Here is an 18,259-nt window from a genome sequence, read left to right on the forward strand (position 1 = left end):
ATCCACAGACAATGAGGAATTTGGCGGCGTCACCCATACCTTGACTCACAAACACATGTGGTCAGTCAAGAGAATACAAACGGCCACCTGGGCAGTTACCGCTGCGCTCGCAATGACGTGTGGATGGGCGTTAATTCCTCATCCTGAGGAGCGCGCTCTTGCGCGCGTCTCGAAGGATGAAGGCCCGGGCCCTTGCCCTTCGAGACGCTGCTTCGCAGCTCCTCAGGGTGAGGGTAAGAGAGTACGAATGACGGCCTACAGCGCGCCCTTCGCCAGCCGCCGCATCACCTCGTCGAGCTGGTCGAGATTGCGATAGTTGATCTGGACGGAGCCGCCGGGGTCGCGGTGGCTCACCGTGACCTTGAGGCCGAGCGCGTCGCTGACGCGCTTCTCCAGGTCGACCGTGTCGGGATCCTTTTCCTTCGCCCCCGTGCGCGCCTTCTGCGGCTTGCGTTCCGGCACGCCCTCTTCATGCGCCAGCGCTTCGGTCTGGCGGACGTTGAGGCCCTCTTCGACGATGCGCTTGGCAGCCGCGAGCGGATCGGGCACGCCGATCAGCGCACGGGCGTGACCTGCGGTCAGCTCGCCGCTCGTGATCAAGGCTTGCACCTCGTCGGGCAGCTTCGTCAGCCGCATCATGTTGGCGATGTGGCTGCGGCTCTTGCCGACGACTTTGGCGATGTCGTCCTGGCTGCGTTTGAACTCGTTGGCGAGCGCGTGATATCCGAGCGCTTCTTCCATCGGGTTGAGGTCTTCGCGCTGCACGTTCTCGACGATCGCGAACTCCAGCGCATCGCTGTCGCTGATGTCGACGGGGACGATCGGCACTTCGTGCAGGCCGGCCATCTGCGAGGCACGCCAACGCCGTTCGCCCGCGATGATCTCGAAGCGGTCCTGCCCGCCCTTCACCGGACGCACCACGATCGGCTGGATCACGCCATGCTGCTTGATGGAGTCAGAGAGCTCCTTGAGCTCGGCCTCCGAAAAAGCGCGGCGCGGGTTGCGCGGATTGGGTTTGATGAATTCGATCGGCACCTTGCGCTGCGCGCGCGGGCGGTCGACATGCTGAGCCTCGCCGCCGACGTCCCCGATCAGACTCGCAAGACCCCGGCCCAATCGCGAACGCGCTTCGTCGGCCATCGTCAGCTCCCTTGGATTCACTTGAGCGCACTCCAGAACTGAATTCTCGAAACTTGTAGGATGGGTAGAGCGAAGCGAAACCCATCGCTGTTGGCGCGTTCGATGATGGGTTTCGCTGCGCTCTACCCATCCTACGAATTAGCGCACCTCAATGCGTCGTCCGCAGCTCGCGCTCGCGCTGGATCACTTCGGTGGCGAGCCGCAAGTAAGCTTCGCTGCCGACGCATTTGAGATCGTAGACCAGCACCGGCTTGCCATAGGACGGCGCCTCCGAGATGCGCACGTTGCGCGGGATCATGGTCTTGTAGACCTTTTCGCCCATGAACTGCCGGACGTCGGCAACGACCTGGTTCGAGAGGTTGTTGCGCGAGTCGAACATGGTCAGCACGATGCCGTGGATCGACAGGTTCGGATTGAGCGTCGAGCGCACCTGCTCCACCGTCTGCAGCAATTGCGACAGACCTTCGAGCGCGAAGAACTCGCACTGCAGCGGCACCAGGATCGCGTCGGAAGCCGCCATCGCGTTCACGGTGATCAAGTTGAGCGAGGGTGGACAGTCGATCAGCACGTAGGTGTAATCGGCGTCGGGCGAGACGTTGTTGTTGAGCGTGCTGATCGCGTCACGCAGCTTGTAGGCACGACCGGGCGTGGTGCCGAGCTCGAGCTCGAGGCCGGAGAGATCCATGGTCGAGGGCGCGATATGCAGCCGCGGCACGGCAGTCGACACCACCGCTTCTCGCAGGCTCGCCTCGCCCACCAGAACGTCATAGGTCGAGCAGGAGCGGTTGCGGCGATCGATGCCGAGGCCGGTCGAGGCGTTGCCCTGCGGATCGAGATCGACGATCAGGACGCGCTCGCCAATCGCCGCGAGCGCCGTGCCGAGATTGATCGCCGTGGTTGTCTTTCCCACGCCGCCCTTCTGATTCGCCAGCGCCAGGATGCGCGGATGGCCCTGGGGGACGGCGGCGGTCTGTTCCTGCTGCGGTTCGTCAATCACGCTCATCGCAAATTCCCCACTCGACCCCTGAACGCCTCACCCGCGCCGTTCGGCGGAAGCCAGCTCGACGATCCAACCGTCACCTGTCCGGCTTTGGTGGAGCTGCGGCTGAATATTCCAATATTTAGTGGCTTCGGTCAATTCAGACTCTACATCTTGACCCTTGAGAAACAACGCTTTTGCGCCCTGGCGCATCAGCGGCTCCGCAAAGCCGATGAGCTGGTGTAGCGGAGCCAGCGCACGCGCGGTGACGCAATCGACCGGGCCGGTGATTCTATCCACATTATCCCCGATCTCGGCGAGATGTACGACTCCCGGAGATGTCGTGACGCGAATAGCTTCGCGCAGGAAGGCCGCCTTCTTGGCGGTTCGCTCGACCAGATGGACGCTCGCCTCGGCGGTCCCCGCCATGGCGCAGGCGAGGACGACCCCAGGAAAACCGCCGCCGCTGCCGAGGTCGGCCCAGCGTTTGGCCGACGGCGCGAGCGCCACGAGCTGAAGCGAGTCGGCGATGTGCCGGGTCCAGAGATGCGGCAACGTCGAGGGCGCGACGAGGTTGGTCTTGGCTTGCCATTCCCGGAGCAGTGCGATGTAGCGATCGAGCCGGGCTTCCGCTTCATGTGAAACGGGCGCGAGCTTGAGCGCCGCGATCTTGTCGGCAGCGACGATGGAGTCCAGCGACTGATCGTTGGCGCTGGCCTTGTCGAGCTTCGGCCTGATCGGCGCCGGTTCGGAGCGAAGACCAGTGCCCTCGCCCGCCGAGGGTTTTCCTGATGACGATCTGCCGCCGCCCGGCCCGCGTTGTTTCACGTGAAACGCCTATGCGATTGCTTTGGAAGCCTTCCGCGCCTCACGGCGAAGATAGGCCGCGAGGATGCCGAGCGCCGCCGGAGTCATGCCGTCGATCCGGCCGGCCTGGCCGACGGTGAACGGCCGCGTCTTCTCCAGCTTGGCCCGGACCTCATTGGAAAGACCGGGGACCTGCTGGTAATCGACGTCCGACAGCACCATCCCCTCATCCCGCCTGAAGGCTTCGACGTCCGCGCTCTGGCGCTCCAGATAGACATCGTACTTGGCATCGATCTCGAGATGGGTCGCAATGACGGGATCAATGGCAGAGAGCTGCGGCCAGATCGCGCGGACCTGGCTCCAGCCGATGTCGGCATACGCCATCAGCTCGAAGGCCGATCGACGCTGGCCATCCCGGTTCAGGGACTGCCCGTGCTTGATGGCTTCGTTTGGGGTGATCGTCAGTGACTTCGATAGCACTCGTGCCGCATTCAGAGCGTCCATCTTGGCCCGATGATGCAGCGTCCGGGCGCTGCCAACGCAGCCCAAGGCGATACCCTTCTCGGTCAGACGCTGATCGGCATTGTCGGCGCGCAGCGTCAGCCGGTACTCGGCCCTTGAGGTGAACATCCGATAGGGTTCGCTGATGCCGCGGGTGACGAGGTCGTCGATCATCACACCGAGATAGCCATCGGCACGATCGAACACCGTCAGTTCGGCGCCGCTGGCGGCCAGCGCCGCATTCAGCCCGGCCACGATGCCCTGGCCGGCGGCTTCCTCGTAGCCGGTCGTGCCGTTGATCTGCCCGGCCAGGAATAGACCGCGAAGACGCTTGGTCTGGAGGGTCGGATCGAGCTCCCGGGGATCGACGTGGTCGTATTCGATGGCATAGCCCGGCCGGACCATCTTCACCCGCTCCAGGCCGGGAATGGTTGCGAGGATGGCGAGCTGGACCTCCTCCGGCAGCGAAGTCGAGATGCCGTTGGGATAGACAGTGCTATCGTCGAGACCTTCCGGCTCCAGGAAGATCTGGTGACCGTCGCGATCGCCGAAGCGAACGATCTTGTCCTCGATCGAGGGGCAATAGCGCGGTCCGGAGCTCTTGATCTGGCCGGAGTACATCGGGGAACGATGCACATTGGCCCGGATCACCTCGTGGGTCGCGGACGTGGTCCGGGTGATCCCGCACTGGATCTGCGGCGTGGTGATCCGCTCGGTCATCACCGAAAACGGCTCCGGAGGCTCGTCGCCCGGCTGCATCTCGACGGCAGACCAGTCGATCGTCGTACCATCCAGACGCGGCGGAGTCCCCGTCTTGAGCCGTCCAAGGGTGAACCCGGCTCGCTCAAAGGAGGTCGAAAGGCCGATCGCAGGAGGCTCGCCAACCCGGCCGGCCGGCCAGTTCTTCTCACCGAGATGGATCAGGCCGCGGAGGAAGGTGCCGGTGGTGACGACCACGGCCCCTGCCCGAAGTTCGCGCCCATCCGCTAGACGCAAGCCGGTCACGCGGCCCTCGATCACGATCAGCTCGTCCGCCTCGCCCTCGACAACGGAAAGACCCTCGGTCTCCCGGATCGCCGTCTGCATCGCGGCGGCATAGAGCTTTCGGTCCGCCTGCGCGCGCGGTCCGCGGACAGCCGGTCCCTTGCGGCGGTTGAGAACACGGAACTGGATTCCGCCGGCATCGCCGACGCGGCCCATCAGACCATCAAGGGCATCGACCTCACGAACCAGATGGCCCTTGCCGAGACCGCCGATGGCGGGATTGCAGGACATCGCACCGACCGTGGAGAATCGATGCGTCACCAGAGCGGTCGCTGCGCCCATGCGGGCAGAAGCAGCCGCGGCCTCACAGCCGGCATGACCGCCGCCAATCACGATGACGTCGAAGCTCTCTCGCTCTGTTCGCATAGGCGGACTTGTATCCCAGAGGCCGGGAAGCCGGAAGTGGAAACTGAATGAGGATGCTGTTTCACGTGAAACGGAACTTCGAGGCCAGAACGCTGTTCGTGAAAACAACCCCATGCACAGTAGACAGTGCCTTGTTCCGCCTCCTGTTTTTCACGAAGCAAAACGAGTCAAAGAGCCAATGTTTCACGTGAAACACATGGAACTCCACTCTTCCTCAGCCAAAGTCCAAAGAGTGGAACAAGAGCTGGTCCTACAATCTAGTCCTACAATGAAGAACTAGCCCTACTTTCCGATACAGAATTTCTGGAAAATCGCCCCGAGGACGTCCTCGACGTCCACCCGACCCAACAGCCGGCCCAAGGCATAGGCGGCAGCACGCAGTTCTTCGGCGGCAAGCTCCTCGCCCTCTTCTACAAGCTCCAGACTCCGGCGCAAGCTGTCCGACGCCCGGCGCAGCAGATCCCGCTGGCGGGCCCGGGTCACCAAGGCGCCCTCGGTCGTTCCGAAGAAGTCAGCGGCGAATTTCACGAGGGCATCGACCAGCTCGGGAATGCCGTCCCCCCGGCTCGCTGAGATTCCGAACCCGCCGCGCGGCCCGGCGTCCTTGTCTCCGCTGAGATCGATCTTGTTGCGCACGATCCAGACCGAGCCGCTGGAGGGACTGCTCCCGCTGCTGGACTTCCCCAGCGACCCCATCGCGTCCGGATCGACAGCGCTGCCACCCTCCACCAGCCACAACACGAGGTCGGCGTCTTCGGCCCGCGCTCGCGCCCGGCGGACACCCTCCTGCTCGACCGGATCATCGGTCTCGCGAATGCCGGCGGTGTCGATCACCGTGACGGGATAGCCGTCGAGATCGAGCTGCACTTCGATCACATCACGCGTGGTGCCGGCATGCGGCGAGACGATCGCGACGTCGCGGCGCGCGAGCTGGTTGATGAGTGTCGACTTGCCGACATTCGGCTCGCCCGCAATCGCAACCACCAGACCGTCGCGCAGCCGTTCAGCTTGTCCCTGTGCCGCAAGGACTTCTGCGATTTCGCCGTGCAGAGCCTCGATCGCCTTGACCGCAGGCGCCCTCAACTCGGCGGGCACATCGCCCTCGTCGGAGAAATCGATGCCGGCCTCGATCAAGGCCGAGGCCTCGATGATGCGCTCACGCCAGTCACGCGCGCGATTACCGAGGAGACCCTGCAACTGCCGTAGCGCCTGGCGGCGCTGGCGGTCGGTGTCGGCATGAATGAGATCGTCGAGGCCTTCCGCCTCGGTCAGATCGAGCTTGCCGTTCTCGAACGCGCGCCGCGTGAACTCGCCGGGCTCGGCGGCGCGCATATTCGGAATTACGGAAATAGCGGCGAGGAGTGCAGCCAGCACCGCGCGGCCGCCATGGACGTGAAATTCGGCGACGTCCTCGCCGGTCGCGCTGGCCGGCCCCGGGAACCACAGCACCACCGCGTCGTCGATCGGCTGGCCCGCGCCGTCACGAAGCAGCCGGCGGCTGGCCTGCCGCGGCATCGTCAGTTTACCTGCCAACGTTGTCAGCGCCAGGCTGGCGCCGGGCCCGGAGACACGCACCACCGCGAGCGCGCTCGGCGGGCGGCCGGACGACAATGCAAAGATGGTCTGGTCTCGCGGATGCATGGCCTATTTGTCCGGCTGATGGGGAAAAGGCAAACATCCGTTGCGGGGCGAGGGATCGCGTTGCTTTGCTGCCCCAATTCCCGCAGCAAAATCCATATTGCGATGCAATATGTCTGGGACGAGGTTTGCTGCAAAATTGCTCGCCGCCGATTAAGCCGCCAGCTAAAATGGCATTCCAGAATTCTATTATTTCATAACAATATCAGCGACTTATGATAAATCTGGTTAAGCCGAAAATGCCCGACCATGCTGCACCTTCGCTGCAACAAAGCCGCACAAAAGAAAAGGGCGCCCGGAGGCGCCCTCTGATTCCACGCTGCACCTGGCTCAGGTGTTCATCGAGTCGAAGAACTCGGAATTGCTCTTGGTCGAGCGCAGCTTGTCGAGCAGGAAGTCGATGCCATCCATCGTACCCATCGGGTTCAGGATGCGCCGGAGCACGTACATCTTCTTCAGGACCAGTGGATCGGTGATCAACTCTTCCTTGCGGGTGCCGGAGCGGGAAATGTCGATCGCCGGGAAGGTCCGCTTGTCCGAGACCTTGCGGTCGAGGATCAGCTCGGAGTTACCGGTGCCCTTGAACTCTTCGAAGATGACTTCGTCCATGCGGCTGCCGGTATCGACCAGCGCGGTCGCGATGATCGTCAGCGAGCCGCCCTCCTCGATGTTGCGGGCGGCACCGAAGAAGCGCTTCGGGCGTTGCAGCGCGTTGGCGTCGACACCGCCGGTCAGCACCTTGCCGGATGACGGCACCACGGTGTTGTAGGCGCGGCCGAGGCGCGTGATCGAATCGAGCAGGATCACGACATCGCGGCCATGCTCGACCAGGCGCTTGGCCTTCTCGATCACCATCTCGGCGACCTGGACGTGGCGCACCGCCGGCTCGTCGAAGGTCGAGGAGACGACCTCGCCCTTCACCGAGCGCTGCATGTCCGTGACTTCTTCCGGACGTTCGTCGATCAAGAGCACGATCAGATAGCACTCAGGATGATTATGCGCGATCGAATGCGCGATGTTCTGCATCAGCACGGTTTTACCGGTGCGCGGCGGCGCGACGATCAGCGCGCGCTGGCCCTTGCCGATCGGCGCGACGATGTCGATCACCCTTGCAGATAGGTCTTTCCGCGTCGGATCGTCGATTTCCATGCGGAAACGCTGATTCGGAAACAGCGGCGTGAGGTTGTCGAAATTGACCTTGTGCTTGGCCTTTTCCGGGTCCTCGAAATTGAGCGTGTTGACCTTCAGCAGCGCAAAGTAGCGCTCGCCCTCTTTCGGGCTGCGGATGTGGCCTTCGATGGTGTCGCCGGTGCGCAGGCCAAAACGGCGGATCTGCGAGGGAGAAACGTAGATGTCGTCCGGGCCCGGCAGATAATTCGCATCAGGCGAGCGCAGGAAGCCGAAGCCGTCGGAGAGAACCTCGACGACGCCTTCGCCGACGATGTCGGTCTCGGCGATCGCAAGCTGCTTGAGGATGGCAAACAACAGCTCCTGCTTGCGCATGGTGCTGGCATTCTCGACCCCGTTCTCTTCCGCGAACGAGACGAGCTCGGCCGGCGTCTTCGACTTGAGGTCCTGGAGTTTAATTTCCCGCATTGGGGTGGTCCTGTGGGGTAACCTGGGGAGGGGGTGCGAGGAGGCTCTGAAATGCGGACGCGAGAATGTAAGGTCCGCAGGTCTGGCAAGGAGAGCGCCGGTGAGGCTTCAAACCTGATGGGGTGTCCGGCTTTTGGAAAGCTCAGACACAACCACATCCGCCTGCGTTGGGTGGGATATCGCTTATATAGAAAATCGGCTCACACTCCGCAAGCCGAAGCGCTGAGCGATCGTTCGCGATCTTTGCCTAGAACGGCTTCACGATCACCATGATGACGATCAAAATCATCAAGGCGGTTGGTACCTCATTGATAATTCGATAGAATTTATGGCTTCGTGGACGCCGGTCCGCGGCGAAATCCTTCAACCAGCGCGAAAAAAAGCCGTGGACCGCCGACATCGCCAGGACCAGCGCCAGTTTTACGTGCAGCCAGCCGAAGGTGAACCAATGGCCGGCCCAGGCGAGATAGAGCCCGGCGAGCCAGGTGACGATCATGGCGGGATTGATGATCGCCTTGAACAGGCGCCGTTCCATGATCTTGAACGTTTCCGACTGCTTCGAGCCGACCTCGGCTTCGCAATGATAAACGAACAGCCTTGGCAGGTAGAGCATGCCCGCCATCCACGAGATGACGGCGATCACATGCAGCGCCTTGATCCAGAGATAGACGTCTTCGAACATTTTTCTGCGTCCGGATTTCTGCCGAGGCAAGGGAACTGGGGATAGTAAGAACCCGTTAAGGTCTTGCCTGCACACTTATCTGTCCGTAGCGCCCTTCTCCAATAAGAATCTTAGATTCTTAAGGTTTGAGTCTATGTGACGGTGAATTGGACTCACACAATTCAGTCCGCCCGTTGCCACGCGCTTATTCACATCCATCAACATATACCCGATCCCTCTGGTCGCTTTCGATAAGTCGACCAGCTTCAAAGGCTTGCGCGTTTCTGTCGGCAGCTTATCAAGGGGGTTATCGGCCCAATCCCGTTTCCCTTTCGGCAGGGCGTCGAACTTGTTCTCAGGGGCAGTGGTGTGAAGAAAGTTGGCGGTTATCCCGCCCCTGCTGTCGCACATCCCTTTCCGAGCGGTTAAGCTCCACAGAAATCCACAAACCACACCGCCTTCATACAAAGAGCTTTTGTGCCGACCTCGAATAATTATTTCCATCTGCACCTCGTCTCCGACTCCACCGGTGAGACGCTGATCACGGTCGCACGCGCCGTTGCCGCCCAGTACGCCAACGTTACCCCGGTCGAGCATGTCTATCCGCTGGTGCGCAGCCAGAAACAGCTCGATCGTGTGCTCGACGAGATCGAGGAAGCGCCGGGAATCGTGCTGTTCACGCTGCTCGAGAAGGACCTGGTTTCCAGGCTCGAGGACAAGTGCAAGGGGATCAATGTTCCGAGCCTGTCGATCATCGGCCCGGTGATGCAATTGTTCGAGGCGTATCTCGGAGCTGCCACGACCGGCCGGGTCGGCGCCCAGCACGTGCTCAATGCCGAATACTTCAAGCGCATCGACGCGCTGAACTACACCATGATCCATGATGACGGTCAGCATGTCGAAGGGCTCGACGACGCGGACGTGGTGCTGGTCGGTGTCTCCCGCACCTCCAAGACTCCGACGTCGATCTACCTTGCCAATCGCGGCATCCGCACTGCCAACGTGCCGCTGGTTCCGGGCATTCCGGTTCCCTTGCAATTGGAAACGTTAACGCGACCGCTGGTCGTGAGCTTGCATGCGACGCCGGAACGCTTGATTCAGGTGCGCCAGAACCGCCTGCTCTCGATGGGCGCGGATTCCAGCAGCGACACCTATATCGATAGGCAGTCAGTCGCGGAGGAAGTCGCATTCGCCCGCAAGCTGAGCGCCAAGCACGATTGGCCGCTGCTCGACGTCACGCGGCGCTCGATTGAGGAAACTGCCGCGGCGATCATGAAGCTCTATAGCGATCGCCAGCGTAACCGGCCTTCTGAATAGTCTTGGGAATAATTTTGCGATGGGTCTGTGGCTCGGCAAATCTTCGTTGATCCTGGCCTCGCAGAGCAGCGCGCGAAAGATGCTGCTGGCCAATGCCGGGCTCGAGTTCAAGGCGATCACGGCTGATATCGACGAGCGCGGTATCCAGGCTGCCTCGGGGCTTTCGAGTCCGGGCGGGATCGCCCTGCTGCTGGCGCGCGAGAAGGCCAAGGCAGTCTCGGCCAATCATGCAGGAAGCACCGTCATCGGTGCGGATCAAACGCTGGCTCTTGGAGATCGCCTGTTCAACAAGCCTGCGGGCCGCTCCCAGGCGCTGGCGCAATTGCGCGATCTCTCCGGCAAGTGCCATGAGTTGAATTCCGCCGTGGCGATAGCACGCGATGGCGAGATCATCTTCGAGGACGTCTCGGTCGCCCGCCTGTCCATGCGGCAAATGACCGAGGCTGAGCTTTCGGCCTATCTCGACGTCGCCGGCGATGCAGTCACCACCAGCGCCGGCGGCTACCAGCTCGAAAGCCTGGGTATCCATTTGTTCGAGCGTATCGAAGGCGACCACTTCACCATTCTCGGCCTGCCGCTGCTGCCGCTGCTTGCGTTCCTGCGGCGCGAGCGGCTAGTTGCGGTGTGAATGGCAGATATGGCTGGGCACTGATGCGAATCCTGGGACTGACCGGCTCGATCGGGATGGGCAAATCCACCACCGCGAAATTATTCGAGGAGGCCGGCGTCCCTGTCTACGATGCCGATGCGGCCGTGCATCAGCTCTATGAGGGCGAAGCTGCGCCCGCGATCGAGGCCGCCTTCCCCGGCACCACCGCGAACGGCAAGGTCGATCGGCCGAAACTGTCGGCGCGTGTGGTGCACGATCCCGCCGCCATCAAGCAGCTCGAGAAGATCGTCCATCCGATGCTCGGCGCTTCCCGAAACAAATTCTTCGCCGACGCCGCTGACGCGCCGGTCGTGGTGCTGGACATTCCGCTGCTGTTCGAGACGGGCGGCGAGACGCGGGTCGATGCCGTGGTCGTCGTGACGACGTCTCCGGAACTCCAGCGCGAGCGGGTACTGGCGCGCGGCACGATGGACGAGGCCAAGCTCGACGCCATTATCGCCAAGCAGACGCCCGACGCGGAAAAGCGCAAGCGTGCCGATTTCGTGGTGGATACCTCACACGGACTCGAACCGGTGCGCGCCCAAATCGCGCACATCCTCGCCGAGGTCGTTAAGATGCCGCAGCGGCGAGCCTGATTCGCCGCCTTACACGGCTTGCTGAATCATGCGCGAAATCGTTCTCGACACCGAAACCACCGGCCTCGATCCGCTGCGTGGAGATCGCCTGGTCGAAATCGGCTGCGTCGAGATGTTCAATCGCATGCCAACGGGGCAGAGTTTCCACGTCTACATCAATCCCGAAAGGGACATGCCGGCGGAAGCCTTTGCCGTGCACGGGCTGTCGGCCGAGTTTCTGACGACGAAGCAGCTGTTTCACGAGGTCGTCGACGAGTTTCTGGAGTTCATCGGCGACGCGCCGCTGGTGATCCACAACGCCTCGTTCGACATCAGTTTCATCAACGCCGAGTTGGACCGGATCAAGCGCGCGGCGATCCCGCGTGAGCGGCTGGTCGATACGCTGCTGCTGGCGCGGCGCAAGCATCCCGGCGTGTCGAACCGGCTCGACGATCTCTGTTCGCGCTATGCGATCGACAATTCACGCCGAACCAAGCACGGCGCGTTGCTCGACGCCGAGTTGCTTGCGGAAGTTTATGTCGATCTGGTCGGGGCCCGGCAATCGCAGCTGCTCCTGGCTTCGGAAGCCGAGGAGATGCGCGTCAATGGGGCGGCCGATGCGCCGCGGCGGCAGCGGCCGGTGCCGCTCACGCCGCGGATTTCAGACGCCGAGCGCGAGGCCCACCGGGCCTTCATCGCGACCCTCGGCGACAAGGCGATCTGGAACGAGTTCTTGCCCGCTCCAGGCGCCGCTTCGGCCGGTTAGGCCTGACCGGCCGGCGGAGCGGCCATTTGCCGCTCCATGTTCTGACGATAGAGACCGACGAAGTCGACCGGATCCAGCATCAGGGGCGGGAACCCGCCGTCGCGCACGGCGGTCGCGATGATCTCACGGGCGAACGGGAACAGCAGGCGCGGGCATTCGATCATGACCAGCGGATGCAGATTGTCCTTCGGCACATTGGAGATCCGGAACACGCCGGCATAGGCGAGTTCGAACGAAAACATGATCTTGCCGGCGGTCTCGGCCTTGCCCTCGACCGACAGGGTCACCTCGAACTCCTGTTCGCTGAGGTTGTTGGCGCTGACATTGATCTGGATGTTGATCTGGGGCGGCTGGCTCTGCTGCTGGAGCGAGCTGGGCGCGTTCGGATTTTCGAACGAGAGATCCTTGGTATATTGCGCCAGCACGTTGAGCTGGGGAGCCTGGGCCGCTTCGGGAGGGGTGCCGTTACCGTTGGTCATAAGAGTGTCTCCTTACCCGATTGGGCTGAATTTCGCGGCGGTTGGCTAACATAGGGCTACCTCGTTCCACAAGGACGAACGGTCCCGGATGGGGAATTCAGGCCGCGCCGACAGCGGTGTCGTTCACCCCCGCCGATCCAGCCAAGTCGCGCCTTAAACGATTGAAGATGCGCGATTTCCGGGCAGGATCGGGTTTCCCCTTAAGCATAAAACGCGCTACACTCGGTGCTGTGCCAAAAGGCGCCATTGGCCGGGCCAGGTTTCGTGCCTACATCCCACGGACCTGACGCGCGGACCTAAAATGGTGACGTAGACTTGCCGTTTCCGTGTGGAACGGTCTACTGGCCGGATCGATTTTCCCGGCAACGACCCCTTCGGGACGGCTCCTTATCTACAGAAGACTAGAAAGCGAATACGACGTGGACATCTACACCATCATCTTCCTGGCGCTGGCGGTCTTCATCTTTCTGAGGCTGCGCAGTGTGCTGGGGCAGCGCACGGGCAACGAACGGCCGCCGTTCGACCGTAACGCGCTCCAGGGTGCCCAGGACAAGAACGTCGTGACCATGCCGGGCAAGGTCATCGACCAGGCCCCGTTGGCGCCGACGGCCGAGCCGGCCCCGCCCTCAGACCGCTGGAAGGGCCTGACCGAGCCGGGCACCGTGCTGGCGCAGGGCCTGGACGGCATCGTCGAAAAGGATTCCACCTTCGATCCACGCCATTTCATCTCCGGCGCCCGTGGCGCCTATGAGATGATCGTGCTGGCCTTTGCCAATGGCGACCGCCGCGCGCTGCGCGACCTGTTATCGTCGGAGGTCTATGACAGCTTCGATGCCGCCATCAAGGAGCGCGAGAAGAACGAGCAGAAGACCGAGACGCGCTTCGTCTCGATCGACAAGGCCGAGCTCGTCGGCGCCGAGCTGCGCGACCGTACCGCCCAGCTCACGATCCGCTTCGTCTCGCAGATGATCTCGGCGACCCGGGACAAGGCCGGCAACATCGTCGACGGCAGCGCCGATACCGTCGCCGACATCACCGACATCTGGACTTTCGCCCGCGACATCACCTCTCGCGATCCGAACTGGAAGCTGGTTGGCACCGGAAGCGCGAATTAAGGCTTTCCTGAAGACCAGCGCGACGGCGCTTTGCGCAGCTGTCGTCGCGCTATCGTCGTTTTCGCTCGGCGCCGAGGCGGCGCGGCGCCACTATCGCAGCCATCACCATCATCTCCCGGAATTGCCCGCCGCGCCGCCGCGGGCCTTGCCGTATCCGCAGCTTCCCCTGCCATTCGAAATCCCTGGCGCGCAATATCTGCCGCTGGCCTGGGCCGACGTAAAGGGCTGGAGCGACGACGCCCATCTCGCCGCCTATAAGACGTTTCGCGCGAGCTGCCGTCCGATCAGCGCGCAGACCGGCGCTCCCGAACCGAAGGCTCTGGGCGCCTCGCTGAGCGAACCCTGCCGGGCAGCGAAATCTCTTGAGCTTGCTGACGACGCGAAAGCCAAAACCTTCTTCGAGGAGAATTTCGCGCCGCTGCGCATCTCCCGCCTCGGGGAGCCCGATGGTTTCGTCACCGGCTATTACGAGCCGGTGCTGGAGGGATCGCGCACGCAGACCGATGTCTACAACATCCCGGTCTATCGCCGACCCTCGAACCTGTTCGTGCGCGGCTACAAGCAGGATTCGGTCAGCCTGCCCAACAAGGGCCCGGTGTATCGCAAGATCGGCCGCCGCAAGCTCGTGCCCTATTATGACCGCAGCGAGATCGAGGACGGCAAGATCGCCGGCCGCGGACTCGAGATTGCCTGGCTGAAGGACCCGACCGATCTGCTGTTCGCCCAGATCCAGGGCTCGGCGCGGATCAAGTTCGACGACGGCGGCACGGTCCGGCTCAACTACGACGCCTATAACGGCTATCCCTATACGGCGGTCGGTCGCATCCTGATCGAGCGCGGCATCATTCCGAAGGAAGAGATGTCGATGCAGAAGATCAGGGAGTGGATGGCGCAGACCCCTGACGGCGCCAGGGAACTGCGGCGCCAGAACCGTTCCTACATCTTCTTCCGCGAGGTCAATCTGTCCGACAAGGACGAGGCGGTCGGCGCGCAAGGTATTCCGATGACGGCCGGCCGCTCGATCGCGGTCGACAAATCGCTGCACGTCTACGGTACCCCGTTCTTCATCGAGGGTGAGCTGCCGATCGATTCCGAACGCGCGAAGACGCCGTTCCATCGCTTGATGATCGCGCAGGACACCGGCTCGGCCATCATAGGACCCGCGCGTGCCGATCTCTATTTCGGCGCAGGCCAGGAGGCCGGCCGGGTCTCCGGGCGGCTGCGCCATGCCATGCATTTCGTGATGCTGGTGCCGAAGAGCCTCGATCCCACAGTGCGCGGCGCGCGGCTGCCGGTGCCGGATCCGCGGCCCTCGGAGAAGATCGCAAAGCTGTTTCCGCAAACCGAGCCTGCGAAGGATTCCGCCAAGGATCCGAGCAAGGATCCGACCAAGGATCCGACCAAGGATCCGACCAAGACGGCGGCTCCGGCCGCAGCCGTGACACAAGGCAAAGGTGAGACGGTCGCCGTCGCCAACCCGGTCCCGCTGCCGGCACCGCGCCCGGTGATAGAGCCTGTTCGCGAGCCGCGGCGGCCGGTGAAAAATCATCCCCATCGGCAGCAATGAAGCGATCGTCCCGTCCGCCCGTGCCGGAGCCTCGTCCCTCGCCGCGCCGTCGCGCGCTGAGCGAGGAAGAACGCGAGCTGTGGGATACGATCGCAAAGCAGGTCAAGCCGCTGAGGAAGCATCGCGCGGCGAAGGCGCAAGCTGCGCCGCGCACGGAGCCTTCACCCGCCGCGCCTGCCGCGCGGCCTGCGCCATCGCCGCGTCCGATCGCTGCCGTCCCGGCGCCGCGCGTCGCAAAACCGGCCATTCCGCCGCTGGCGCCGCTTGGGAAGCGTGAGCGAACGAAACTCTCGCGCGGGCGCAGCGAGATCGAGGCGCGCCTCGATCTGCACGGCATGACCCAGCTGCGCGCCCATCGCGCGCTGACCGGATTCCTGCACCGCGCTCACCATGACGGCCTGACCTTCGTGCTCGTCATCACCGGCAAGGGGCGAAGCGGCGGCGAAAGCGGCGTGCTGCGCCGCCAGGTGCCGGAATGGCTGAGCCTGCCGGAATTCCGTGCCTTCGTCGTCGGCTTCGAGGAAGCCGGTATCGGCCATGGCGGCGGGGGCGCGCTCTACGTGCGGATTCGCCGGGCGAGATTTTAGAATGGCCGCACGATCCCGACGCGGGGGATCAGCGTGAGGAACAGGCCGAAGATATTTGTGCTCCGATCTTCCGCCGGGATCAGTGTGGTCTCGCGCGCGGCGGGCAGCATCTTCACCGCGTGCAGGATCAGGAACATGCAGACCGCCCAGTTCGAGATCCAGCGCGAATAGTCGAACACCATTGCGAACATCACGAGATAGGCAACGCTGACGCCGGCGAGCGCAGCGACCACGAGACGGCGGTGCGTGTCTTTTGCAAGTGCAGCGATCAGGTTCGAAAAATAGCGCCACAGCGGCGTATGCAGCCAGATCAGCAGCGCGAATACGGGCACGCCCAGGATGTTGTGGGGCAGGCGGCCCCAGGTGTCGGAAATCTCCTGCGCCAGCGGCTGGTACCAGATGTAGGCGAATTGCAGCAGCTCGGTCCGCGACGGATCGGCCATCCGGGTTGTCAGATACGCCACGAAATCCGCTTCCGGGATCGGCATCGTTCCCAAAAACTGCGCGGCCAAGAACAGCGTGGAGACGACAAGCAACGCAATCATGCCGAATGCGACGTTGGTGCGATCGCAGCCGTGCGTCAGATAGTGCCTGATCACCACGATGGCGATGATGGTCGGCACATACATCAAGAGATGGATGTGGTGGACCAGCACCAGGATGATCGAGAACAGCGCGGCCAAAGCCACGAACAGCAGTGAGCCCGCCGGCACCAGCAGCAGGATGATCGCCAGCGCGCAGCCATAGATGTCGAAATGGCCAAGCGTGTGCATGAAGTTCTTGAGGAAGAACGGCGAGCCCGCGATGAAGACGAACAGCGGCAGCGTCCTTGCGGTGAAGCCGAACGTCTTCTGGAACAGTCTTGCATAAAGGGCGAGCGTCACCAGCCACGTCACGCCGCCGAGCGCGAACACCAGCCATACCGGCACCTTGCCCGTGAACAGCGCGACGATCGCCCCGATCAGCGCGCGCTTGACGAAGCCGAAATGGTAATCGACCAGAAGGTGGATGTAGGGGACGTAAGGCGGCAGCTGGATCTTGTGAACGAAGACGCCGACGATGACCGCAGCGTTGATCGCGAGCAGAAGGCGCCAGGGGTATTGCATGATGCGAGCGGTCACGCGGTAACTGATAGCGCGACCGCCCGAAATTACAAAATGAACCGGCTCAGATCCGCGTTCTTGGCGAGGTCGCCGACGTGCTTCTGCACGAAATCCGCGTCGATCTTGACGGTCTCGCCGTTGCGGTCGGGAGCGGTGAAGGAGATCTCATCCAGCACCCGCTCCATCACGGTCTGGAGCCGCCGCGCGCCGATGTTCTCGACGGTGGAATTCACCGCCACCGCGACGTCCGCGAGCGCGTCGATGGCGTCGCCGGTGATGTCGAGCGTGACGCCCTCGGTCTGCATCAGCGCGACATATTGCTTGATCAGCGAAGCCTCGGGCTCGGTCAGGATGCGGCGCATATCGTCTCGGGTCAGTGCCTGCAGCTCGACGCGGATCGGCAGGCGGCCCTGCAGTTCCGGCAGGAGGTCGGACGGTTTTGCGACGTGGAAGGCGCCGGAGGCGATGAACAGGATGTGGTCGGTCTTCACCGCGCCGTGCTTGGTCGAAACGGTCGTGCCCTCGATCAAGGGCAACAGATCGCGCTGCACGCCCTCGCGCGACACGTCGCCGCCGGCGCGGCCTTCGCGTGCGCAGATCTTGTCGATCTCGTCGAGAAACACGATGCCGTTATTCTCGACCGCGCTGATCGCCTCCTGCGTCAACTGATCGCTGTCGAGCAGCTTGTCGGACTCCTCGTTGACGAGGATCTCGTGCGAGCTCCCCACCGTCAGCCGCCGCGTCTTGCTGCGTCCCCCGAGCTTGCCGAAAATGTCGCCGATCGAAACCGCGCCCATTTGGGCGCCGGGCATGCCCGGGATCTCGAACATCGGAAAGCCGCTGCCGCCGCCTTGCGTCTCGATCTCGATTTCCTTGTCGTTGAGCTCGCCTGCCCGTAGCTTTTTGCGGAAAGAGTCCCGCGTTGCCGCGCTGGCATTGGCGCCGACCAGCGCGTCGAGCACGCGCTCCTCGGCGGCAAGTTGCGCGCGTGCCTGCACGTCTTTGCGCTTGCGCTCGCGGACCTGGGCAATCGCGACCTCGACGAGGTCGCGCACGATCTGCTCGACGTCGCGGCCGACATAGCCGACCTCGGTGAATTTCGTCGCCTCGACCTTCAGGAACGGCGCGTTCGCCAGCTTGGCGAGCCGCCGCGCGATCTCGGTCTTGCCGACGCCGGTCGGGCCGATCATCAAGATGTTTTTCGGCAGTACCTCTTCGCGCAAGGAGCCTTCCAGTTGCTGCCGCCGCCAGCGGTTACGCAGCGCGATCGAGACGGCTCGCTTGGCATCGGCCTGGCCGACGATGAAACGGTCGAGTTCGGAAACGATTTCACGGGGAGAAAAGTCTGTCATGGGACCTTAGCTAGGAT

General features: G+C 63.0%; 17 protein-coding genes. 7 read left to right on the forward strand and 10 right to left on the reverse strand.

The features are described from left to right. Nucleotides 1–255 precede the first annotated feature (255 nt). The 7 genes from IVB27_RS41135 to hemJ all read right to left on the reverse strand — a co-directional run bounded on the left by IVB27_RS41135 (nucleotide 256) and on the right by hemJ (nucleotide 8,753). Nucleotides 256–1,140, reverse strand: coding sequence for a ParB/RepB/Spo0J family partition protein (locus IVB27_RS41135; RefSeq protein WP_247352561.1), 885 nt, complete (start codon nucleotides 1,138–1,140; stop codon nucleotides 256–258). Between the two features lie 148 nt (nucleotides 1,141–1,288). Beyond that, nucleotides 1,289–2,143 carry a ParA family protein gene (locus IVB27_RS41140; protein WP_247448231.1) on the reverse strand — a complete coding sequence of 285 codons (855 nt, stop codon included), beginning with the start codon at nucleotides 2,141–2,143 and terminating at the stop codon, nucleotides 1,289–1,291. Between the two features lie 30 nt (nucleotides 2,144–2,173). Beyond that, nucleotides 2,174–2,857 carry a 16S rRNA (guanine(527)-N(7))-methyltransferase RsmG gene (gene rsmG, locus IVB27_RS41145; protein ID WP_524536567.1) on the reverse strand — a complete coding sequence of 228 codons (684 nt, stop codon included), beginning with the start codon at nucleotides 2,855–2,857 and terminating at the stop codon, nucleotides 2,174–2,176. A 99-nt stretch (nucleotides 2,858–2,956) separates the two neighbouring features. Continuing rightward, nucleotides 2,957–4,837, reverse strand: a complete 1,881-nt coding sequence (gene mnmG / locus IVB27_RS41150; protein WP_247448234.1) for a tRNA uridine-5-carboxymethylaminomethyl(34) synthesis enzyme MnmG — start codon at nucleotides 4,835–4,837, stop codon at nucleotides 2,957–2,959. Nucleotides 4,838–5,119: 282 nt separating this feature from the next. Beyond that, nucleotides 5,120–6,478 (reverse strand): tRNA uridine-5-carboxymethylaminomethyl(34) synthesis GTPase MnmE, encoded by a 1,359-nt coding sequence (gene mnmE / locus IVB27_RS41155; RefSeq protein ID WP_247448235.1) that lies wholly within the window; start codon nucleotides 6,476–6,478, stop codon nucleotides 5,120–5,122. A gap of 327 nt (nucleotides 6,479–6,805) precedes the next feature. Beyond that, nucleotides 6,806–8,071 (reverse strand): transcription termination factor Rho, encoded by a 1,266-nt coding sequence (gene rho, locus IVB27_RS41160; RefSeq protein ID WP_247448236.1) that lies wholly within the window; start codon nucleotides 8,069–8,071, stop codon nucleotides 6,806–6,808. Nucleotides 8,072–8,318: 247 nt separating this feature from the next. Then, nucleotides 8,319–8,753, reverse strand: coding sequence for a protoporphyrinogen oxidase HemJ (hemJ, locus tag IVB27_RS41165; protein WP_247448237.1), 435 nt, complete (start codon nucleotides 8,751–8,753; stop codon nucleotides 8,319–8,321). 456 nt (nucleotides 8,754–9,209) lie between these two features. Between hemJ and IVB27_RS41170 the strand changes: the two genes are divergently transcribed. The 4 genes from IVB27_RS41170 to dnaQ are packed head-to-tail and all read left to right on the forward strand — an operon-like array spanning nucleotide 9,210 to nucleotide 12,039. Then, nucleotides 9,210–10,049: a pyruvate, water dikinase regulatory protein gene (locus tag IVB27_RS41170; protein ID WP_247352572.1), complete on the forward strand. Its 840-nt coding sequence runs from the start codon at nucleotides 9,210–9,212 to the stop codon at nucleotides 10,047–10,049. A gap of 19 nt (nucleotides 10,050–10,068) precedes the next feature. Beyond that, on the forward strand, nucleotides 10,069–10,677 hold the full coding sequence (locus IVB27_RS41175; RefSeq protein WP_247448238.1) for a Maf family nucleotide pyrophosphatase: 609 nt from the start codon (nucleotides 10,069–10,071) through the stop codon (nucleotides 10,675–10,677). 23 nt (nucleotides 10,678–10,700) lie between these two features. After that, a complete protein-coding gene (coaE, locus tag IVB27_RS41180; RefSeq protein ID WP_247352576.1) occupies nucleotides 10,701–11,294 on the forward strand; it encodes a dephospho-CoA kinase in 594 nt (197 codons plus the stop codon). Between the two features lie 28 nt (nucleotides 11,295–11,322). Continuing rightward, a complete protein-coding gene (gene dnaQ / locus IVB27_RS41185) occupies nucleotides 11,323–12,039 on the forward strand; it encodes a DNA polymerase III subunit epsilon (RefSeq protein ID WP_247448239.1) in 717 nt (238 codons plus the stop codon). Here dnaQ and secB read toward each other — a convergent pair. Next, on the reverse strand, nucleotides 12,036–12,518 hold the full coding sequence (gene secB / locus IVB27_RS41190; RefSeq protein WP_247352580.1) for a protein-export chaperone SecB: 483 nt from the start codon (nucleotides 12,516–12,518) through the stop codon (nucleotides 12,036–12,038). The two genes, dnaQ and secB, sit on opposite strands and share 4 nt — an antisense overlap. Before the next feature lie 419 nt (nucleotides 12,519–12,937). Between secB and IVB27_RS41195 the strand changes: the two genes are divergently transcribed. Genes IVB27_RS41195 through IVB27_RS41205 form a run of 3 tightly spaced genes read left to right on the forward strand, consistent with a single transcriptional unit; the run spans nucleotide 12,938 to nucleotide 15,787 of the window. Next, nucleotides 12,938–13,633 carry a Tim44/TimA family putative adaptor protein gene (locus tag IVB27_RS41195; RefSeq protein WP_247352582.1) on the forward strand — a complete coding sequence of 232 codons (696 nt, stop codon included), beginning with the start codon at nucleotides 12,938–12,940 and terminating at the stop codon, nucleotides 13,631–13,633. Next, a complete protein-coding gene (mltA, locus tag IVB27_RS41200; RefSeq protein ID WP_247448240.1) occupies nucleotides 13,611–15,200 on the forward strand; it encodes a murein transglycosylase A in 1,590 nt (529 codons plus the stop codon). Before IVB27_RS41195 ends, mltA begins: the two co-directional genes overlap by 23 nt. Continuing rightward, nucleotides 15,197–15,787 carry a Smr/MutS family protein gene (locus IVB27_RS41205; protein ID WP_247448241.1) on the forward strand — a complete coding sequence of 197 codons (591 nt, stop codon included), beginning with the start codon at nucleotides 15,197–15,199 and terminating at the stop codon, nucleotides 15,785–15,787. Before mltA ends, IVB27_RS41205 begins: the two co-directional genes overlap by 4 nt. On the opposite strand, the gene IVB27_RS41210 is transcribed toward IVB27_RS41205, so the two are convergent. Further along, nucleotides 15,784–16,908 (reverse strand): hypothetical protein, encoded by a 1,125-nt coding sequence (locus IVB27_RS41210; RefSeq protein ID WP_247448242.1) that lies wholly within the window; start codon nucleotides 16,906–16,908, stop codon nucleotides 15,784–15,786. The two genes, IVB27_RS41205 and IVB27_RS41210, sit on opposite strands and share 4 nt — an antisense overlap. Nucleotides 16,909–16,937: 29 nt before the next feature. Continuing rightward, nucleotides 16,938–18,242 (reverse strand): ATP-dependent protease ATPase subunit HslU, encoded by a 1,305-nt coding sequence (hslU, locus tag IVB27_RS41215; RefSeq protein WP_247448243.1) that lies wholly within the window; start codon nucleotides 18,240–18,242, stop codon nucleotides 16,938–16,940. Between the last annotated feature and the right edge of the window lie 17 nt (nucleotides 18,243–18,259).

It is taken from the genome of Bradyrhizobium sp. 197 (assembly GCF_023073375.1).
In the GTDB taxonomy this organism is placed as follows: domain Bacteria; phylum Pseudomonadota; class Alphaproteobacteria; order Rhizobiales; family Xanthobacteraceae; genus Bradyrhizobium.

Coding starts and splice junctions, on each gene's coding strand:
- IVB27_RS41135 (WP_247352561.1), bottom strand. CDS start 1,140: ATGGCCGACGAAGCGCGTTCGCGATTGGGCCGGGGTCTTGCGAGTCTG.
- IVB27_RS41140 (WP_247448231.1), bottom strand. CDS start 2,143: ATGAGCGTGATTGACGAACCGCAGCAGGAACAGACCGCCGCCGTCCCC.
- mnmG (WP_247448234.1), bottom strand. CDS start 4,837: ATGCGAACAGAGCGAGAGAGCTTCGACGTCATCGTGATTGGCGGCGGT.
- mnmE (WP_247448235.1), bottom strand. CDS start 6,478: ATGCATCCGCGAGACCAGACCATCTTTGCATTGTCGTCCGGCCGCCCG.
- rho (WP_247448236.1), bottom strand. CDS start 8,071: ATGCGGGAAATTAAACTCCAGGACCTCAAGTCGAAGACGCCGGCCGAG.
- hemJ (WP_247448237.1), bottom strand. CDS start 8,753: ATGTTCGAAGACGTCTATCTCTGGATCAAGGCGCTGCATGTGATCGCC.
- IVB27_RS41175 (WP_247448238.1), top strand. CDS start 10,069: ATGGGTCTGTGGCTCGGCAAATCTTCGTTGATCCTGGCCTCGCAGAGC.
- coaE (WP_247352576.1), top strand. CDS start 10,701: ATGCGAATCCTGGGACTGACCGGCTCGATCGGGATGGGCAAATCCACC.
- dnaQ (WP_247448239.1), top strand. CDS start 11,323: ATGCGCGAAATCGTTCTCGACACCGAAACCACCGGCCTCGATCCGCTG.
- secB (WP_247352580.1), bottom strand. CDS start 12,518: ATGACCAACGGTAACGGCACCCCTCCCGAAGCGGCCCAGGCTCCCCAG.
- IVB27_RS41205 (WP_247448241.1), top strand. CDS start 15,197: ATGAAGCGATCGTCCCGTCCGCCCGTGCCGGAGCCTCGTCCCTCGCCG.
- hslU (WP_247448243.1), bottom strand. CDS start 18,242: ATGACAGACTTTTCTCCCCGTGAAATCGTTTCCGAACTCGACCGTTTC.